Annotated in this window: 18 protein-coding genes; 12 read left to right on the plus strand and 6 right to left on the minus strand. The window is 70.9% G+C overall.

What is annotated here, in order from left to right; translation table 11 throughout:
* The first annotated feature begins 40 nt into the window (after positions 1 to 40).
* The 6 genes from H4N64_RS13620 to H4N64_RS13645 all read left to right on the plus strand — a co-directional run bounded on the left by H4N64_RS13620 (position 41) and on the right by H4N64_RS13645 (position 6,025).
* Positions 41 to 970: an NAD(P)/FAD-dependent oxidoreductase gene (locus tag H4N64_RS13620; RefSeq protein WP_186282541.1), complete on the plus strand. Its 930-nt coding sequence runs from the start codon at positions 41 to 43 to the stop codon at positions 968 to 970.
* 30 nt (positions 971 to 1,000) lie between these two features.
* Positions 1,001 to 2,539 carry an ATP-dependent DNA ligase gene (locus tag H4N64_RS13625; RefSeq protein ID WP_186282542.1) on the plus strand — a complete coding sequence of 513 codons (1,539 nt, stop codon included), beginning with the start codon at positions 1,001 to 1,003 and terminating at the stop codon, positions 2,537 to 2,539.
* Positions 2,536 to 2,997 carry an NUDIX domain-containing protein gene (locus tag H4N64_RS13630; RefSeq protein ID WP_186282543.1) on the plus strand — a complete coding sequence of 154 codons (462 nt, stop codon included), beginning with the start codon at positions 2,536 to 2,538 and terminating at the stop codon, positions 2,995 to 2,997. Before H4N64_RS13625 ends, H4N64_RS13630 begins: the two co-directional genes overlap by 4 nt.
* A 69-nt stretch (positions 2,998 to 3,066) precedes the next feature.
* Entirely contained in the window at positions 3,067 to 4,461 is a 1,395-nt protein-coding gene (locus tag H4N64_RS13635; protein ID WP_186282544.1) for an NADP-dependent succinic semialdehyde dehydrogenase, read from the plus strand.
* A gap of 25 nt (positions 4,462 to 4,486) precedes the next feature.
* Complete coding sequence (locus H4N64_RS13640; protein WP_186282545.1) at positions 4,487 to 4,720, plus strand: DUF6213 family protein; 234 nt, start codon at positions 4,487 to 4,489, stop codon at positions 4,718 to 4,720.
* A 99-nt stretch (positions 4,721 to 4,819) separates the two neighbouring features.
* Positions 4,820 to 6,025: a cytochrome P450 gene (locus tag H4N64_RS13645; RefSeq protein ID WP_186282546.1), complete on the plus strand. Its 1,206-nt coding sequence runs from the start codon at positions 4,820 to 4,822 to the stop codon at positions 6,023 to 6,025.
* A 14-nt stretch (positions 6,026 to 6,039) separates the two neighbouring features.
* Here H4N64_RS13645 and H4N64_RS13650 read toward each other — a convergent pair whose 3' ends face one another.
* Positions 6,040 to 7,305, minus strand: coding sequence for an acyl-CoA dehydrogenase family protein (locus tag H4N64_RS13650; protein WP_186282547.1), 1,266 nt, complete (start codon positions 7,303 to 7,305; stop codon positions 6,040 to 6,042).
* A 172-nt stretch (positions 7,306 to 7,477) separates the two neighbouring features.
* Between H4N64_RS13650 and H4N64_RS13655 the strand changes: the two genes are divergently transcribed.
* Positions 7,478 to 8,122, plus strand: a complete 645-nt coding sequence (locus H4N64_RS13655) for a TetR/AcrR family transcriptional regulator (RefSeq protein WP_186282548.1) — start codon at positions 7,478 to 7,480, stop codon at positions 8,120 to 8,122.
* 1 nt (position 8,123) lies between these two features.
* Here H4N64_RS13655 and def read toward each other — a convergent pair whose 3' ends face one another.
* Positions 8,124 to 8,663: a peptide deformylase gene (gene def / locus H4N64_RS13660; RefSeq protein ID WP_186282549.1), complete on the minus strand. Its 540-nt coding sequence runs from the start codon at positions 8,661 to 8,663 to the stop codon at positions 8,124 to 8,126.
* A gap of 83 nt (positions 8,664 to 8,746) precedes the next feature.
* On the opposite strand from def, the gene H4N64_RS13665 reads away from it, so the two are divergent.
* The 5 genes from H4N64_RS13665 (at position 8,747) to H4N64_RS13685 (ending at position 13,302) form a co-directional block, all read left to right on the plus strand.
* On the plus strand, positions 8,747 to 9,985 hold the full coding sequence (locus H4N64_RS13665; RefSeq protein ID WP_186282550.1) for a MurT ligase domain-containing protein: 1,239 nt from the start codon (positions 8,747 to 8,749) through the stop codon (positions 9,983 to 9,985).
* A gap of 24 nt (positions 9,986 to 10,009) precedes the next feature.
* A complete protein-coding gene (locus tag H4N64_RS13670; protein ID WP_186282551.1) occupies positions 10,010 to 10,738 on the plus strand; it encodes a glutamine amidotransferase in 729 nt (242 codons plus the stop codon).
* 214 nt (positions 10,739 to 10,952) lie between these two features.
* Positions 10,953 to 11,978 carry a 6-phosphofructokinase gene (locus H4N64_RS13675; RefSeq protein WP_186282552.1) on the plus strand — a complete coding sequence of 342 codons (1,026 nt, stop codon included), beginning with the start codon at positions 10,953 to 10,955 and terminating at the stop codon, positions 11,976 to 11,978.
* 103 nt (positions 11,979 to 12,081) lie between these two features.
* A complete protein-coding gene (locus H4N64_RS13680) occupies positions 12,082 to 13,032 on the plus strand; it encodes a cytochrome c oxidase assembly protein (RefSeq protein WP_186282553.1) in 951 nt (316 codons plus the stop codon).
* Positions 13,033 to 13,131: 99 nt separating this feature from the next.
* Positions 13,132 to 13,302, plus strand: a complete 171-nt coding sequence (locus tag H4N64_RS13685; RefSeq protein ID WP_186282554.1) for a hypothetical protein — start codon at positions 13,132 to 13,134, stop codon at positions 13,300 to 13,302.
* Between the two features lie 3 nt (positions 13,303 to 13,305).
* Here H4N64_RS13685 and H4N64_RS13690 read toward each other — a convergent pair whose 3' ends face one another.
* Genes H4N64_RS13690 through H4N64_RS13705 form a run of 4 tightly spaced genes read right to left on the minus strand, consistent with a single transcriptional unit; the run spans position 13,306 to position 17,362 of the window.
* Entirely contained in the window at positions 13,306 to 14,511 is a 1,206-nt protein-coding gene (locus H4N64_RS13690; RefSeq protein WP_186282555.1) for a sensor histidine kinase, read from the minus strand.
* The gene (locus H4N64_RS13695; protein ID WP_186282556.1) at positions 14,508 to 16,235 is read right to left on the minus strand and encodes a sodium:solute symporter family transporter; all 1,728 of its coding nucleotides are present in this window, start codon (positions 16,233 to 16,235) and stop codon (positions 14,508 to 14,510) included. The genes H4N64_RS13690 and H4N64_RS13695 overlap by 4 nt, the downstream gene beginning before the upstream one ends.
* Before the next feature lie 6 nt (positions 16,236 to 16,241).
* Positions 16,242 to 16,610 carry a hypothetical protein gene (locus H4N64_RS13700; protein WP_186282557.1) on the minus strand — a complete coding sequence of 123 codons (369 nt, stop codon included), beginning with the start codon at positions 16,608 to 16,610 and terminating at the stop codon, positions 16,242 to 16,244.
* Between the two features lie 2 nt (positions 16,611 to 16,612).
* Positions 16,613 to 17,362, minus strand: a complete 750-nt coding sequence (locus tag H4N64_RS13705; protein ID WP_186282558.1) for a LytR/AlgR family response regulator transcription factor — start codon at positions 17,360 to 17,362, stop codon at positions 16,613 to 16,615.
* Between the last annotated feature and the right edge of the window lie 74 nt (positions 17,363 to 17,436).

Raw genomic sequence — 17,436 nt, forward strand, 5'->3', positions numbered from 1 at the left:
ACATTTGTCAATCCCGCGTGTGCGGAGCGACCGTGGCGGCATGACCGAGACATACGAAGTGATCGTGATCGGCGGCGGAGCTGCCGGCCTGTCCGCCGCCCTGGTCCTCGGCCGCGCCCGGCGCCGCACCCTGGTCGTCGACGCGGGCGAGCCGCGCAATGCGCCCTCCGCCCATATGCAGGGCTTTCTGTCCCGGGACGGGATGCCGCCTGCCGAGTTCCTGGCGATCGGGCGGGAGGAGATCGCCCGGTACGGCGTGGAGCTCGTCCGGGACCGGGCGGTGGACGTCACGAAGGACGAGGACTTCACCGTGGTCCTGGAGAGCGGGCGTAGCGTCCGGGCCCGGCGGCTGGTGATCGCCACCGGCCTCAAGGACGAGCTGCCAAAGGTGCCGGGGCTCGCGGAGCGGTTCGGGCGGGACGCGCTGCACTGCCCGTACTGCCACGGCTGGGAGGTGCGCGACCAGGCCTTCGGGGTGCTCGCGACCAGCCCGCTCAGCGTGCACCAGGCGCTGATGGTCTCCCAGTGGTCGAAGGACGTGACGCTCTTCCTGCACGAGGTCGACGAGAGCGAGCTGTCGGACGACGATCTGCGCCGGCTGGCCGCGGCCGGGGTGCGGGTGGTGCCCGGCACGGTCGCCGAGGTGCTGGTCGAGGACGACCGGCTCACCGGCGTACGCCTCGCGGACGGCTCGGCGCACGCGCGTGAGGTGCTGTTCGTGGCGCCCCGGGCCGTCCCGCAGACGGATCTGCTCCAGCGGCTGGGCGCGGAGCTGAACGAGACACCGTTCGGCGCGTATCCGGTGGTCGATCCGACCGGTCTGACGAGCGTGCCCGGTGTGTGGGCGGCGGGCAATGCGATGGGGTTCGCCGAGCAGGTCGTGAACGCCGCCGCCGGCGGCTACCGGGCGGCGGCCACCCTGAACGGGGAGCTGCTGATGTCCGACCTGGACACCGCCGTCCGGGTGTAGACCGGCCGCCCGGGGTGCACCATGGGCTGCATGCTGCTGAGCCGGCTGGCCCGTGTGTCCCAGGAGGTCGCCGCTGCCTCGGCGCGGTCCCGGAAGGTCGCCCTGTTGGCGGAGCTGTTCCGGGACGCCGAGGCGGCGGACGTGCCGATCGTCATCCCGTATCTGGCGGGACGGTTGCCGCAGGGGCGGCTCGGCGTCGGTTGGAAGGTGCTGAGCCGTCCGGTCGCCCCGGCCGCCGAACCGACCCTGACGGTGGCCGGGGTCGATGCCCTGCTCACCGAGCTCGGCAAGGTGTCCGGCGCCGGTTCCCAGGCCGAACGGGCCCGGCTGGTGGGCGAGTTGATGGGCGCTGCCACGGCGGACGAGCAGCGGTTCCTGCTCGGTCTGATCACCGGCGAGGTGCGGCAGGGCGCCCTGGACGCGGTGGCGGTGGAGGGCCTGGCGGAGGCGACCGGCGCTCCCGCGGCGGACGTACGGCGGGCGGTGATGCTGGCCGGCTCGCTCCAGACGGTGGCCGAGGCCCTGCTCGCCGACGGCCCCGCCGCGCTCGACCGCTTCCGGCTCACCGTGGGCCGCCCGGTCCTGCCAATGCTCGCGCACAGCGCGTCCTCGGTCTCCGAGGCGGTCGACAAGCTCGGCGCCTGCGCGGTGGAGGAGAAGCTCGACGGCATCCGCGTCCAGCTCCACCGGGACGGCGATGTCGTACGGGTCTACACCCGCACCCTCGACGACATCACCGACCGGCTGCCCGAACTGACCTCCGCGGCCATGGAGTTGCACGGCGAGCGCTTCATCCTGGACGGCGAGGTCATCGCCTTCGACGAAGAGGGGCGACCCCGTTCCTTCCAGGAGACCGCGGGCCGCGTCGGCTCACGGGTGGACGTGGCGACGGCGGCGCGCACGGTCCCTGTCTGCCCCGTCTTCTTCGACGCGCTCTCCGTCGACGGCCACGACCTGCTCGACCTCCCCTTCACCGACCGCCACGCGGAACTGGCCCGCCTCGTCCCGGAGCCGATGCGGGTGAGGCGCACCCTGGTCTCCGGCCCCGAGGACGTCCAGCGGGCCGAGGACTTCCTGGCCGAGACCCTGGAGCGCGGCCATGAGGGCGTGGTGGTGAAGGCCCTGGACGCCGCCTACAGCGCGGGCCGGCGCGGCGCGTCCTGGCTGAAGGTCAAGCCGGTGCACACCCTCGACCTGGTCGTCCTGGCCGCCGAATGGGGTCATGGCCGGCGCACCGGCAAGCTCTCCAACCTCCACCTCGGCGCCCGCACCGCCGAAGGCTCCTTCGCCATGCTCGGCAAGACCTTCAAGGGTATGACCGACGCGATGCTCACCTGGCAGACCAAGCGCCTGAAGGAGCTGGCGGTACAGGAGAGCGACTACGTGGTCACCGTACGCCCCGAACTCGTCGTCGAGATCGCCTACGACGGCCTGCAGAAGTCCACCCGCTACCCGGCCGGCGTCACCCTGCGGTTCGCCCGCGTGGTCCGCTACCGGGAGGACAAGCGCCCCGAGGAGGCGGACACCGTGGAGACCCTGCTGGCGGCCCATCCCGAGGTGAAGCCGTGAAGTACAGCGCGGGCCTGCTGCTGTTCCGCCGGACCGGCGAGGGCGTGGAGGTGCTGCTCGGCCACATGGGTGGCCCCTTCTTCGCGCGGCGCGAAGCGGGGGCGTGGGGCGTGCCGAAGGGCGAGTACGAACCGGAGTCGGAGACCGCCTGGGACGCGGCCCGGCGCGAGTTCCAGGAGGAGCTCGGACTGCCGCCGCCCGACGGTGACGCCGTACCGCTCGGCGAGGCCCGCCAGTCGAACGGCAAGCGGGTCACCGTGTGGGCGATCGAGGCCGACCTCGATCCGGACACCGTCACCCCCGGCACCTTCCGGATGGAGTGGCCCCCGAAGTCGGGCCTGACCGAGGAGTTCCCCGAGCTCGACCGAGTGGCGTGGTTCGCCCTGGACCGTGCCCGGGAGGTGATCGTCAAGGCGCAGGGCGCGTTTTTGGACCGGCTGGCGGAGCACTCGGGCTGAACCGCCGCGTTGCGGCCACCGGCGACGCGCGGGAAGGTCGAAACACATCAGCACCCAGGGAGGTCAGTCATGCCCATCGCAACGGTGAACCCGGCGAACGGCGAGACACTCAAGACGTACGAGGCCATGGGCGCCGAGGAGATCGAGCGCCGCCTCCAGCTCGCCGAGGCCACGTTCCGTACGTACCGGACGACGACGTTCGACGAGCGGGCGCGGCTGCTGAACCGGGCCGCGGACCTCCTGGACGAGGACCAGCGGGACATCGCACGGGTGATGACCACCGAGATGGGCAAGCCGGTCAAGCAGGCCCGCGCCGAGGCCGCCAAGTGTGCCAAGGCGATGCGCTGGTACGCCGGACACGCCGAGGCGCTCCTCGCCGACGAGGAACCCGGCGACGCCGATGTGCGCGACTCCGGCGCCTCCCGGGTCCGGATCCGCTACCGCCCGCTCGGCCCGGTGCTCGCGGTGATGCCGTGGAACTTCCCGCTGTGGCAGGTGGTGCGCTTCGCCGCGCCCGCGCTGATGGCGGGCAACGTCGGCCTGCTCAAGCACGCCTCCAACGTGCCGCAGACCGCGCTGTATCTGGAGGACCTCTTCCACCGGGCGGGCTTCGCGGAGGGCACGTTCCAGACGCTGCTGATCGGCTCAGGCGCGGTCGAGGAGATCCTGCGCGACGAGCGCGTCAAGGCGGCCACGCTCACCGGGAGCGAGCCCGCGGGCCGGGCGGTCGCCTCGGTCTGCGGGGACATGGTCAAGAAGACGGTGCTGGAACTGGGGGGCAGCGACCCGTACGTCGTCATGCCCTCGGCCGACCTCGGCCGGGCCGCCGAGGTCGCGGTCACCGCGCGGGTGCAGAACAACGGGCAGTCGTGCATCGCCGCCAAGCGGTTCATCGTGCACACCGATGTCTACGACGCCTTCGCCGAGCGGTTCACGGCCGGCATGAAGGCACTGAAGGTCGGCGACCCGATGGAGGAGGACACCGAGGTCGGGCCGCTCTCGACCGAGCAGGGACGGTCGGATCTGGAAGAACTGGTCGACGATGCCACACGCAGCGGCGCCACGGCGCTGTGCGGCGGACATCGGCTGCGCCGGCCCGAGCTGCCCGGCTGGTACTATCCGCCGACCGTCCTCGCAGGCATCACCCGCGAGATGCGCATCCACCGCGAGGAGGCGTTCGGCCCTGTCGCCACGCTGTACCGCGCGGGCGATCTCGACGAGGCCGTACTCATCGCCAACGACACACCGTTCGGACTGAGTTCCAACGTGTGGACGCGCGACGAGGGCGAGGTCGACCGGTTCGTCCGGGACCTGGAGGCGGGCAGCGTGTACGTGAACGGGATGACCGCCTCCCATCCGGCGTTCCCGTTCGGCGGGGCCAAGCGGTCCGGATACGGGCGTGAGCTGTCCGGGCACGGAATCCGCGAGTTCTGCAACATCACGACGGTTTGGCACGGGGCGTGACCCCTGCGCGGCTACCATCCCGTTTGTGAACCGCGAAGTGACTCTGCCTCTGATCGTCGACGACCGCGGGACCTTGCAGGTGGCTGCCGCCGATGTGAGCAAGTTGTTGCGGACCGTGGGTGGGCGGTGGCTGCATCTTGTCGAGGCCGGGGAGCAGCTCGATGAGGACACGGTGGCCGCGTTGACGATCGAGCTGGCCAAGCTTGCCGATCGTATTGATGTGGCGTGTATTGCGCACAGCAGTGGAAGCGCTCCGTAGGGGGCTCGCCCATACCGTCGTCCCGCGTTCGGAGCAGCCCCGCGCGAAGTCGTCGCTCTCTCGGGTGATCGTGGACTGGACCACCCTCTGAGAGGCGGCATGACCGAAGAGACGCTCATCGAGATCCTCCCCCCGATCCGGCACTGGCCGGCCCTCGATCTGACCGGCGTCGACTTCGACCCGGTACTGACCGAGCTGATGCGGGAAGGCCCCATCACCCGGATCCAGCTGCCCAACGGCGAGGGCTGGGCCTGGCTGGTCACCCGGTACGAGGACGTACGCATGGTGACCAACGACCCCCGGTTCAGCCGTGAGGCCGTCATGGACCGGCCGGTCACCCGGCTCGCCCCGCACTTCATCCCGGCCCGCGGCGCGGTCGGCTTCCTCGACCCGCCCGACCACAGCCGGCTGCGCCGCTCGGTTGCCGCCGCGTTCACGGCGAAGGGCGTTGAGCGCATCCGCGACATGTCCCGCCGGGTGCTGGACGAGCTGGTCGACGAGCTGCTCCAGGACGGGCCGCCGGCCGACCTCACCGCAACCGTCCTCTCGCCCTTCCCCATCGCGGTGATCTGCGAGCTGATGGGCGTGCCGGCCGGGGACCGCCACATCATGCACACCTGGACCCAGCTGATCCTGTCCTCCGCGGACGTCAGCGAGAAGGCCAGGAACGAGATGGGCGCCTACTTCGCCGATCTCATCGGGCTCAGGGAGGGCAGCTCCGCCGAGGACGTCACCTCCCTGCTGGGCGCCGCCGTGGGCCGGGGCGAGGTGACACTGGAGGAGGCCGTGGGCCTCGCGGTGCTCCTCCAGATCGGCGACGAGGCGGTCACCAACAACAGCGGGCAGATGTTCTACATCCTGCTGACCCGCCCCGACCTCGCCGAACGCCTGCGCGCGGAGCCGGAGATCCGGCCCCAGGCCATCGACGAGCTGCTGCGCTACATCCCGCACCGCAACGCGGTCGGCCTGTCGAGGATCGCCACCGAGGACGTGGGCGTCCAAGGTGTACGGATCCGGGCCGGAGACGCGATCTATGTGTCGTACCTGGCCGCCAACCGTGACCCGGACGTCTTCCCGTTCCCGGAGACGATCGACTTCTCTCGCTCGCCGAACCCGCATATGTCCTTCGGCTGCGGTCCGCACTACTGCCCCGGCGGCATGCTGGCGCGCATGGAGTCGCAGCTCCTGGTGGACGCGCTGCTGGACCGGCTGCCCGGGCTGAAGCTTGCCGTGCCGCCGGACAAAGTGCCGTTCAAGAAGGGCGCGTTGATCCGCGGGCCCGAGACCCTGCCCGTGATGTGGTGAGCGGTATTTCACCGTCAGCGGATCGGCATCCCCGAGAGAGTCCGGGCGATCACCAGTCGCTGGATCTCACTGGTCCCTTCGAAGATCGTGTAGATGGCCGCATCCCGGTGCATCCGCTCCACCGGATACTCCCGCGTGTAGCCGTTCCCGCCCAGGATCTGGATCGCCTGGGCGGTCACCTTCTTCGCGGTCTCGCTCGCGAACAGCTTCGACATCGAGCCCTCGGCCGCCGTGAACGGCTTCCCGCTGATCGCCATCCAGGACGCCCGCCACACCAGCAGCCGCGCCGCGTCGATGGACGTACGCATGTCCGCGAGCTGGAAGGCGACGCCCTGGTTGTCGATGATCGGGCGGCCGAACTGCTCACGCGTCGTGGCGTACTCCAGAGCCACCTCGTACGCGGCCCGAGCGGTGCCCACCGCCATCGCACCGACGGCCGGGCGCGAGGCCTCGAAGGTCGCCATCGCCGCGTTCTTCACCCTCCCCCAGCCTCCGGCCGGGGGGACCCCCATCTCGCTTCGCTCGCCGCCCGCCTTCGCCCTCTCTCGGGCACGGGCCAGGCGCTCGTCGAGCTTCTCCTTGCCGCCGAGCAGGCAGGAGCCGGGCACCCGGACGTTCTCCAGGACGACCTCGGCGGTGTGCGAGGCGCGGATGCCGTGCTTCTTGAACTTCTGGCCCTGGGACAGCCCTGGCGTGTTCGGCGGGACGATGAACGAGGCGTGGCCCTTGGAGCCGAGCTCGGGGTCGACGACCGCGACGACGACATGGACGTTGGCGATACCGCCGTTGGTCGCCCAGGTCTTCGTGCCGTTGATCACCCACTCGTCCTTGGCCTCGTCGTACACGGCACGCGTGCGCATGGAGGCCACATCGGAACCGGCGTCGGGCTCGGAGGAACAGAAAGCGGCGACCTTGACATCGCCCGCGTCGCCGTACATCTGGGGGATCCAGGTGCCGATCTGCTCCTCGGTGCCGTTGGCGAGGACGCCCACGGCGGCGAGGCCGGTGCCGACGATGGACAGGGCGATGCCCGCGTCGCCCCAGAACAGCTCCTCCATCGCCATGGGTATGCCGAGGCCGGTGGGGTCGAAGTACTGCTGGGCGTAGAAATCGAGGGAGTAGATGCCGACCTTCGCGGCCTCCTGGATGACCGGCCAGGGAGTCTCCTCACGCTCGTCCCATTCGGCGGCCGCGGGGCGGATGACATCGGCGGCGAAACCGTGCAGCCAGTCCCGGACCTCCTTCTGTTCGTCGTTGAGCTCCATGGTGAACTCGGCCATGTCCCCTCCAGCGGCTGCGCACGTGCATGTTACTTGCGGTAACCGCAGTCTGTTACCGACGGGTAGGAAAAGTCAACTCCTGATGACCGGTCGGCAGCCCGTTCGATGTCAGGAGCGTGTTGAGTGTTAGTTTGCGCAGGCGTCACCGAAACAGCACGGGTGGGGAGAGCACATGGACACCACACAGCGGACCGAGCAGCAGCGGTCCGCGGATCGCCGTCGGCGCGAGCTGCTGGAGGCCGCCGACCGGGTGGTGCTGCGCGACGGCCCGGGGGCCTCGATGAACGCCATCGCGGCCGAGGCCGGCATCACCAAGCCGATTCTCTACCGGCACTTCGGCGACAAGGGCGGCCTCTACGCGGCCCTGGCCAAGCGGCACACCGACGCGTTGCTGGACTCCCTGCGGGCCGCGCTGGACGCTCCGGCGGGGAGACGGGAGCGGGTGGAGGCCACGCTGGACACCTACCTCGCCGCGATCGAGGCGCGTCCTCAGGTGTACCGGTTCCTGATGCATCCGGCCGAGGGCGGGCAGAGCGGGGACCAGGGGTTCGACGTCGGCAAGCACTCGGCGCCTCTGCTGCGGCGGATGGGCGAGGAGTTGGCGCAGGTCATCGAGGAGCGGCTGGACCTCGGGCCCGGAAGCCAGCAGTTGGCCCGGGTGTGGGGGCACGGGATCGTCGGCATGATGCATGCCGCCGGTGACTGGTGGCTGGGGGAACGGCCCTGTTCCCGGGCCGAGTTGGTGCGGAGTCTGGCGGATCTGCTGTGGGGTCGTCTCGCGGCGGCCGGCGACAGGATGGGTGGCCCCGGTTTCTGAGTCACCTGCCCCAGGAGGCTCGCGCCACCTGCCGCATCAGCCGCCGGTGCCGCCAACCCGTCACACGGTCCGCGTACACCGTCCCCTCCACGTGGTCGCACTCGTGCTGCAAACACCTCGCGAAGAAACCCGTCCCGTGCACCGTCACCGGCTCGCCCGTCATCGTGAAACCCTCGACCACGGCGTGGTCGTAGCGTTCCGTCCCCGCTTCAAGACCCGGCAGGGACAGGCAGCCCTCGGGACCCCGTACCACCACCCCGTCGGCCTCCACCAGCCGCGGGTTCACCACATGGCCCAGATGCCGTACGTCCTCGTCGTCGGGGCAGTCGTAGACGAACACCCGCAGCGGCTCGCCGACTTGGCTCGCCGCGAGGCCCACGCCCTGGGCCGCGTACATCGTCGCGAACATGTCCTCGACGAGCCTCGCCAGTTCGGGGCCGAAGTCGATGACCTCCTTCGCGGGGGTGTGCAGAGCCGGGTCGCCGAGCAGGGTGAGGGGCCGGACACGCCCATGGGCGCCCGGAATCGAGCCGTGTCGCATGGGCGCAAGATTACGGCCGATTCGGGAGTGCGAATGGATCTCGATAGGCTGACCACCTACGACGTTGGGAGGATCGAGGACTGATGGCAGGCAACTCGGACCCGCTCACTCCGCGGGCCAAGATCGCCGTTACCGCGGGCAAGGCGGTCGCGGCGGCATCGCGCGCCGCTGGGCGCGGCAGCGGTTCGGTGATCGGTGGCCGGGTGGCGCTCAAGCTCGACCCCGACCTCCTCGCACGGCTCGCGCAGAACCTGGACGTGATCCTGGTGTCGGCGACCAATGGCAAGACCACGACCACCCGGCTCATCGCGGAGGCGCTGCGCGCCGCGGGCCCGGTCGTCTCCAACGCGCTCGGCGCAAACATGCCCGCCGGAATCACCTCCGCGCTGGCGGGTGGCTCGGACGCCCGCTACGGCGTCATCGAGGTCGACGAGAAGTACCTCGCCGGCGTCGCCCGGGACACCGACCCCAAGTGCATCGCCCTGCTGAACCTCTCCCGCGACCAGCTCGACCGTGCCGCCGAGACCCGCATGCTCGCCGAGAACTGGCGTGAGGGGCTCGCCGGGTCCAAGGCCGTGATCGTCGCCAACGCCGACGACCCGCTGGTGGTGTGGGCCGCGTCCTCCTCCCCCAATGTGATCTGGGTCGCCGCCGGGCAGATGTGGAAGGACGACGCCTGGTCCTGCCCGTCCTGCGGCGGCGTGATGCAGCGTCCGGGCGACGACTGGTTCTGCGGCGAGTGCGGATTCCGGCGGCCGACGCCGAGCTGGGCGCTGTCGGGGGACCATGTCCTCGACCCGCACGGCTCCGCCTGGCCCATCCATCTCCAGCTGCCGGGCCGCGCCAACAAGGCCAACGCCGCCTCCTCGGCCGCCGTCGCCGCCGTGTTCGGGGTGCCGCCGCAGGTGGCCCTGGAGCGCATGTACCAGGTACAGGCCGTCGCCGGACGCTATGACGTCGTCCAGTTCCAGGGCCGCGACCTGCGCCTGCTGCTCGCGAAGAACCCGGCCGGCTGGCTCGAAACGTTCTCCCTGATCGACCCGCCGCCCACCCCGGTGATCCTCTCGGTCAACGCGCGCGGCGCCGACGGCACCGACACCTCCTGGCTGTGGGACGTCGACTACACGCGTCTGACCGGGCATCCGATCTGTGTCATCGGTGACCGCAAGCTCGACCTCGCGGTGCGGCTTGAAGTGGCGAACCAGCACTTCCAGGTCTGCGAGAACCTCGACCAGGCCGTGCAGCAGTGCCCGCCGGGACGGATCGAGGTCATCGCCAACTACACCGCGTTCCAGGACCTGCGCCGCCGCGTCGGCAACTGAACCGAGAGACTTCAGGGGACTTAAGTGAGCGACAACCAACTGCGCGTCGTCTGGGTCTATCCCGACCTGCTGAGCACCTACGGCGACCAGGGCAACGTCCTCGTGGTGGAGCGCCGGGCCCGGCAGCGCGGCCTGGACGTGGCCCGCCTCGACGTGCGCAGCGACCAGCCGATCCCGACCTCCGGGGACATCTACCTGATCGGCGGCGGCGAGGACCGGCCGCAGCGGCTCGCGGCCGAGCGGCTGCGCCGCGACGGCGGCCTGTACCGAGCCGTGGAGAACGGCGCGATCGTGTTCTCCGTGTGCGCCGGATACCAGATCCTCGGCCACGAGTTCGTCAACGACCTCGGCCAGCGCGAGCCCGGCCTCGGTCTGCTGGACGTGGTGTCGGTGCGCGGCGAGGGCGAGCGGTGCGTCGGTGACGTGCTCGGCGACATCGACCCGCGCCTCGGCCTGCCCCCGCTGACCGGCTTCGAGAACCACCAGGGCGTCACCCACCTCGGCCCGACCGCCCGCCCGCTCGCCCAGGTCCGCCTCGGCAACGGCAACGGCACGGGCGACGGCACGGAAGGCGCGTACAACGACACGGTCTTCGGTACGTACATGCACGGCCCCGTTCTCGCCCGGAATCCGCTCATCGCCGATCTGCTGCTGAAGCTGGCGCTGGACGTCAACGCACTGCCGCCGACCGACGACCGCTGGTACGAGGCGCTGCGCAACGAGCGCATCGCGGCAGCCCAGCAGCCGGCGTGACCCGGGTGCTCCAGAGGTACTGAAGCCGCCTTCCAGCGCGCCCTGCCACCGTGCTCACCGGGCCCGCCTGACGGCACGTCCGCTCACATGTGCGGGCGCGTCCAGCAGGCGGACGCCCGGTACGGTGCCACCCCCTCACGCCGGTAGGGTGGCCGGGATCAAGCCGGACAGCGTGGTCCGGTCCCCGGCCCACGTTGAGAAGGTATTTCGGGCTATGCGCATTGGTGTCCTCACGTCCGGCGGCGACTGCCCCGGCCTGAACGCCGTCATCCGGTCCGTCGTGCACCGTGCCGTCGTCGACCACGGCGACGAGGTCATCGGTTTCCGGGACGGCTGGAAGGGCCTCCTGGAGTGCGACTACCTCAAGCTCGACCTCGACGCGGTGGGCGGCATCCTCGCCCGCGGCGGCACCATCCTCGGTTCCTCCCGGGTCCAGCCCTCGCATCTGCGGGACGGCGTGGAGCGGGCCAAGGGCCATGTGGAGGAGCTCGGGCTCGACGCGATCATCCCGATCGGCGGTGAGGGCACGCTGAAGGCGGCCCGGCTGCTGTCGGACGCCGGCCTGCCCATCGTGGGCGTGCCGAAGACCATCGACAACGACATCGCCGTCACGGACGTCACCTTCGGCTTCGACACCGCGGTCGGTGTCGCGACCGAGGCGCTCGACCGGCTGAAGACGACCGCCGAGTCGCATCAGCGGGTGCTGGTCGTGGAGGTCATGGGCCGCCACACCGGCTGGATCGCGCTGCACTCCGGCATGGCGGCCGGCGCGCACGCCGTCGTCGTCCCCGAGCGGCCCTTCGACATCGAGGAGTTGGCCCGCAAGGTCGGCGAGCGGTTCGAGGCGGGCAAGCGGTTCGCGATCGTGGTCGCGGCCGAGGGCGCCAAGCCCGCGCCGGGCTCCATGGAGTTCGACGAGGGCGGCAAGGACGTCTACGGCCACGAGCGCTTCGCGGGCATCGCGCGGCAGCTCTCCATCGAGCTGGAGCACCGGCTCGGCAAGGAGGCGCGGCCGGTGATCCTCGGGCATGTGCAGCGCGGCGGCACGCCCACCGCGTACGACCGTGTGCTCGCCACCCGCTTCGGATGGCACGCGGTGGAGGCCGTGCACCGCGGCGAGTTCGGCATGATGACCGCGCTGCGCGGGACCGACATCGTGATGGTGTCCCTGGCCGAGGCCGTGGAGACGCTGAAGACGGTGCCGGAGGACCGGTACACCGAGGCGGAGTGCGTCCTGTAGTCCAGCCGAGAACAAACCGCCCCCGGTCACGAGTGTGGCCGGGGGCCGTTCTAATGTGGGGCCGGACAGACTTGCACAACCCCCACGAAACAGGAGCCGTCGGATGGATCACAGCGGGCACGGCATGATGATGGATCTGCCGCCGTTCACGCTGGGGCGGGGGCTCCAATGGTCGCCGGATCCGTTCTTCCTCGTCGCCTGTCTGCTCGGGCTCGCCCTGTACGGCTGGGGGGTCGTGCGGCTGCGGCGGCGCGGGGACTCCTGGCCGGTGGCCCGCACGGTGTCGTACGTCGTCGGTGTGCTGACCGTGGCGCTGGTGATGTGCACCAAGCTGAACGACTACGGCATGGTCATGTTCAGCGTGCACATGGTGCAGCACATGGTGATCAGCATGCTCTCGCCGATCCTGATCCTGCTCGGCGCCCCGGTCACGCTCGCGCTGCGCGCGCTGCCGGTCGCGGGCAGGGGGCGCAAGGGGCCGCGCGAACTGCTGCTGGCGCTGCTGCACAGCCACTACATGCGGATCATCACGCATCCGGCCTTCACCATTCCGCTGTTCATCGCGAGCCTTTACGCGCTGTACTTCACCCCGCTCTTCGACTTCCTCATGGGCTCCAAGGTCGGGCATATCGGGATGATGGTGCACTTCCTCGCCGTGGGTGTGGTGTTCTTCTGGCCGATCATCGGCGTCGACCCGGGACCGCACCGGCCCGGTTATCTGATGCGGATGCTGGAGCTGTTCGCGGGCATGCCGTTCCACGCCTTCTTCGGCATCGCGCTGATGATGGCGTCCACGCCCATGGTCGAGACGTTCAAGAACCCGCCCGCCTCGCTCGGCATCGACGCGCTCTCCGACCAGAACGCCGCCGGCGGTATCGCCTGGGCGTTCAGCGAGATCCCGTCCGTCCTGGTGCTGATCGCGCTGCTGTTCCAGTGGTACGCCTCCGAGCAGCGGCAGGCCCGCCGCGAGGACCGCGCCGCGGCCCGCGACGGCGACAAGGAGCTTGAGGCCTACAACGCCTATCTGGCCTCACTCAACGCACGGGGGAACTGAACGGTCCGGACGTATGTTCGAACCGGGCGGCGCGTTGGGTGTCCTGCACGCGGAACGGGGGCACCATGGTGGGGGACGAACCAGGAGGAGGGTGTTGCGATGCCCGGTTCTACGGACGGTTCTACGCGAACGATGGGGGTGCTCACCGTCGGCGGACTCGTCGTGGTGACGGCCTACACGGTGGCGCTCGGCAGCAACGGCTGGCTGTGGTTCGGCTGGGTCGTGCTCGGGCTGATCACCCTCGGCATGGTGGTCACCCGCGGCTCGTGACGCTCAGGCGCCGGTCAGCCTGCCCGCGGAGTGCACGCCCGGCTGGTACTTGGGCAGCCGGGCGGTGACCTTCATCCCCGCCCCCACGGCGGTCTCGATGACGAGGCCGTAGTCGTCTCCGTAGACCTGACGGAGCCGGTCGTCGACGTTGGAAAGGCCGATCCCTCCGGACGGGCTGACCTCCCCGGCGAGGATGCGGCGCAGCAGGACGGGGTCCATGCCCACGCCGTCGTCCTCGATGACGACCAGCGCCTCCGCCCCCGCGTCCTGCGCGGTGATGCTGATCCGGCACTTGTCGGTCCTGCCCTCCAGGCCGTGTTTGACGGCGTTCTCGACAAGCGGCTGGAGGCAGAGGAAGGGCAGGGCGACCGGGAGCACCTCAGGGGCGATCTGGAGGGTGACGGAGAGACGGTCGCCGAATCGGGCCCGCACCAGCGCCAGATAGTGGTCGATGGCGTGGAGTTCGTCGGCGAGGGTGGTGAAGTCGCCGTGCCTGCGGAACGAGTAGCGGGTGAAGTCGGCAAACTCCAGGAGCAGTTCGCGGGCGCGCTCGGGGTCGGTACGGACGAAGCTCGCGATCACCGCGAGTGAGTTGAAGATGAAGTGCGGGGATATCTGGGCCCGAAGCGCCTTGATCTCGGCCTCTATCAAGCGGGTCCGGGACTGGTCGAGGTCGGCCAGCTCCAGTTGGACGGAGACCCAGCGCGCGACCTCACCGGCCGCCCGGACCAGCACCGCGGACTCGCGGGGGGCGCAGGCGACGAGGGCGCCGTGGACGCGGTCGTCGACGGTGAGGGGGGCGATGACCGCCCAGCGCAGGGGGCAGTCCGGGGTGTCGCAGGTCAGCAGGAACGCCTCGCCCCGGCCGGACTCCAGCGGTTCCGCGAGCCGTTCCATGATCTCGGCGCGGTGGTGGCCGCCGACTCCGTCCCAGGCCAGCACCCCCTTCTGGTCGGTCAGGCACAGGGCGTCCGTGCCGAGCAGGGAGCGCAGCCGGCGGGCCGACTTGCGGGCGGTCTCCTCCGTCAGGCCCGCCCGCAGCGGGGGCGCGGCCAGGGAGGCGGTGTGCAGGGTCTCGAAGGTGGCGTGTTCCACGGGGGTGCCGAGGCCGCCCTGGCTCTCGGGGCGCGCGGTGCGCCGGCCGAGCCAGAACCCCGCGGCCAGCAGCGGCAGGATCGCCACACACAGTCCGGCGATGAATCCGCTCATGCCTTCACCTCCGGTCTGACCTGTCCGCCGGCCAGCTCCTCCGGCAGATGGAACCGGGCCAGGATCGCCGCCGTCCCGGCCGGTACCCGGCTCGGGGTGGCCAGGGACACCAGGATCATCGTGAGGAAGCCCAGCGGCACCGACCAGAGCGCCGGCCAGGCGAGCAGGGCGTGCAGGGCGCCGGTGCCGGGGAAACCGGCCATCGTCGCGGCGACGGCGAGCAGCGCGGAGCCGCCGCCCACCAGCATTCCGGCGGCCGCCCCCTGCGGGGTGAGCCTGCGCCACCAGATGCCGAGCACGAGCAGCGGGCAGAACGAGGAGGCGGACACGGCGAAGGCGAGCCCCACGGCGTCGGCCACCGGCAGCCCGCCGACCAGGGCGCTCGCCGCAAGCGGTACGGCCATCGCGAGCAGCGTGCCGAGCCTGAAGTGCCGTACGCCGCGCGAGGGGAGGACGTCCTGGGTGAGGACGCCCGCGACGGCCATGGTCAGGCCCGAGGCGGTCGACAGGAACGCGGCGAAGGCGCCCCCGGCGATCAGCGCGCCCAGCAGGTCGCCGCCCAGGCCGCCGATCATCCGCTCGGGCAGCAGCAGGACGGCGGCGTCCGCGTCGCCGGTGAGGGTGAGTTCGGGGGCGTACAGGCGGCCGAGGGCGCCGTAGACCGGGGGCAGCAGGTAGAAGGCGCCGATCAGGCCGAGGACGGCGACGGTGGTGCGGCGGGCGGCGACGCCGTGCGGGCTGGTGTAGAAGCGGACGACGACGTGCGGCAGGCCCATGGTGCCGAGGAAGGTGGCGAGGATCAGTCCGTACGTCGCGTACAGCGGGCGTTCGCCGCGGCTCTCGGCCTGGGAGGGCGACAGGCCGCCGTCGCCGTCGCGCTCGGCCTCGGGGACGGCGGCGCCCTCGGCGAACGTGAGCTGGGTGCCGGCCTCGATGCGGTGGGTGCCGGCGAAGAGCCGGAGCTGCTGGTCCTCGTGGGGGCGGCCGTCGACGGTGCCGCTCACCGTGACGGTCAGCGGACGCTCGAGGCGCAGGTCGAGGCCGTCGTCGACGCGGACGGAGCGCTGTTCGCGGAAGGCGGCGGGTTCGTCGAAGGCATGGTGCGGGGCGCCGTCGCCCTGCCAGGCGACGACCAGGAACAGGGCGGGCACCAGCAGGGCCGTGAGCTTCAGCCAGTACTGGAAGGCCTGCACGAAGGTGATGCTGCGCATGCCGCCCGCGGCGACGATGGCGACCACCACGACCGCCACGATCACTCCGCCCAGCCAGTCGGGCGCGCCGGTGAGCACGGTCAGCGTCAGCCCGGCGCCCTGGAGTTGGGGCAGCAGATAGAGCCAGCCGACCCCGACCACAAAGGCTCCGGCCAGCCGCCGTACCGCCGAGGAGGCGAGGCGGGCCTCGGCGAAGTCGGGGAGCGTGTAGGCGCCGGAGCGGCGCAGCGGGGCGGCGACGAAGAGGAGCAGGACCAGATATCCGGCGGTGTAGCCGACCGGGTACCAGAGCATGTCGGGGCCCTGGACGAGGACCAGGCCGGCGATGCCGAGAAAGGAGGCGGCGGAGAGGTACTCGCCGCTGATGGCGGCGGCGTTCAGACGGGGGCCGACGGTGCGGGAGGCGACGTAGAAGTCCGAGGTGGTGCGGGAGATGCGCAGGCCGAAGGCGCCGACGAAGACGGTCGCGAGGACGACGAGCGCGACGGCGGGGACGGCGAGGTTCTCGTTCACGGCGCCTCAGCGGTCCTGGTCCTCGACGAGGCGGACGAAGTCCCGCTCGTTGCGTTCGGCGCGCCGCACGTACCAGCGGGCGAGCAGCACGAGCGGGGGGTACAGGCAGAAGCCGAGGACCGTCCATTCCAGGCGGTCGGAGTCCGGCATGGTGGCGAACAGCAGCGGCAGCGGGCCGATGAGCAGTCCGAGGACGGCGACCACGGCCATGGCGGCGCGCAGCTGGGAGCGCATCAGGGAGCGGACGTAGGTGTGGCCGAGGGTGGTCTGCTCGTCGATCTCGGTGCGCGGGCGGTAGTAGCCGGAGGCGGGGCGGGTGCGGCGGGGCGGTCCGGTGACGACGACGCGGCGCTCGGCGGGGTCCTGGTTCGGCACTGTCAGGTCCTCCTCATCAGCAGATCCCGCAGTTCGCGTGCGTGCCGCCGGCTGACCTGGAGTTCCTCGGAACCGACCAGGACGCTCACCGTGCCCGCGTCCAGGCGGAGTTCGCCGATGTGGCGCAGGGCGACCAGATGGCGGCGGTGGATGCGGACGAAGCCGCGGGAGCGCCAGCGCTCCTCCAGGGTGGACAGCGGGATACGGACGAGATGGCTGCCCTTGTCGGTGTGCAGACGGGCATAGTCGCCCTGGGCCTCGACATGGGTGATGTCGTCGACGGAGACGAACCGGGTCACCCCGCCGAGTTCGACGGGTATGTGGTCGGGGTCGGGCTCGTGCACGGGGATGCGCGGACCGGAGTCGATGAGTTCGGCGGCCCGACGTATCGCCTCGGCGAGGCGCTCCTTGCGGACCGGCTTGAGGACGTAGTCGACGGCCTTGAGGTCGAAGGCCTGGACGGCGAAGTCCTCGTGGGCGGTGACGAACACGACCAGCGGCGGCTTGGCGAACCCGGTGAGCAGCCGGGCCAGGTCCAGTCCGTCGAGTCCGGGCATGTTGATGTCGAGGAAGACGACGTCGATCGCCTCGGGCCCGGCCGGCCCCGACTCCAGCGCGCGGTTGATCCGGCGCAGCGCCTCGGTGGCGTCCCCCGCGCCCTCCGCGCTGCCGATGCGGGGGTCGGCGTGCAGGAGGTACAGCAGTTCCTCCAGCGAGGGGCTTTCGTCGTCGACAGCCAGGGCGCGCAGCATGAACGTGGAGTGTAGGAGCAATTCGTACGCCTGCACACGGGCCGAGGTGTGGACGTCTCCGCTGGATAGGGTGC

The sequence above is a fragment of the Streptomyces cupreus genome, assembly GCF_014257025.1.
Lineage (GTDB): Bacteria > Actinomycetota > Actinomycetes > Streptomycetales > Streptomycetaceae > Streptomyces > Streptomyces cupreus.

What these genes read in the sequence shown, in the direction of transcription:
- H4N64_RS13620 (WP_186282541.1), top strand. Translation starts at nt 41, where the DNA reads ATGACCGAGACATACGAAGTGATCGTGATCGGCGGCGGAGCTGCCGGC.
- H4N64_RS13625 (WP_186282542.1), top strand. Translation starts at nt 1,001, where the DNA reads ATGCTGCTGAGCCGGCTGGCCCGTGTGTCCCAGGAGGTCGCCGCTGCC.
- H4N64_RS13635 (WP_186282544.1), top strand. Translation starts at nt 3,067, where the DNA reads ATGCCCATCGCAACGGTGAACCCGGCGAACGGCGAGACACTCAAGACG.
- H4N64_RS13645 (WP_186282546.1), top strand. Translation starts at nt 4,820, where the DNA reads ATGACCGAAGAGACGCTCATCGAGATCCTCCCCCCGATCCGGCACTGG.
- H4N64_RS13650 (WP_186282547.1), bottom strand. Translation starts at nt 7,305, where the DNA reads ATGGCCGAGTTCACCATGGAGCTCAACGACGAACAGAAGGAGGTCCGG.
- H4N64_RS13655 (WP_186282548.1), top strand. Translation starts at nt 7,478, where the DNA reads ATGGACACCACACAGCGGACCGAGCAGCAGCGGTCCGCGGATCGCCGT.
- def (WP_186282549.1), bottom strand. Translation starts at nt 8,663, where the DNA reads ATGCGACACGGCTCGATTCCGGGCGCCCATGGGCGTGTCCGGCCCCTC.
- H4N64_RS13665 (WP_186282550.1), top strand. Translation starts at nt 8,747, where the DNA reads ATGGCAGGCAACTCGGACCCGCTCACTCCGCGGGCCAAGATCGCCGTT.
- H4N64_RS13675 (WP_186282552.1), top strand. Translation starts at nt 10,953, where the DNA reads ATGCGCATTGGTGTCCTCACGTCCGGCGGCGACTGCCCCGGCCTGAAC.
- H4N64_RS13680 (WP_186282553.1), top strand. Translation starts at nt 12,082, where the DNA reads ATGGATCACAGCGGGCACGGCATGATGATGGATCTGCCGCCGTTCACG.
- H4N64_RS13685 (WP_186282554.1), top strand. Translation starts at nt 13,132, where the DNA reads ATGCCCGGTTCTACGGACGGTTCTACGCGAACGATGGGGGTGCTCACC.
- H4N64_RS13690 (WP_186282555.1), bottom strand. Translation starts at nt 14,511, where the DNA reads ATGAGCGGATTCATCGCCGGACTGTGTGTGGCGATCCTGCCGCTGCTG.
- H4N64_RS13705 (WP_186282558.1), bottom strand. Translation starts at nt 17,362, where the DNA reads ATGCTGCGCGCCCTGGCTGTCGACGACGAAAGCCCCTCGCTGGAGGAA.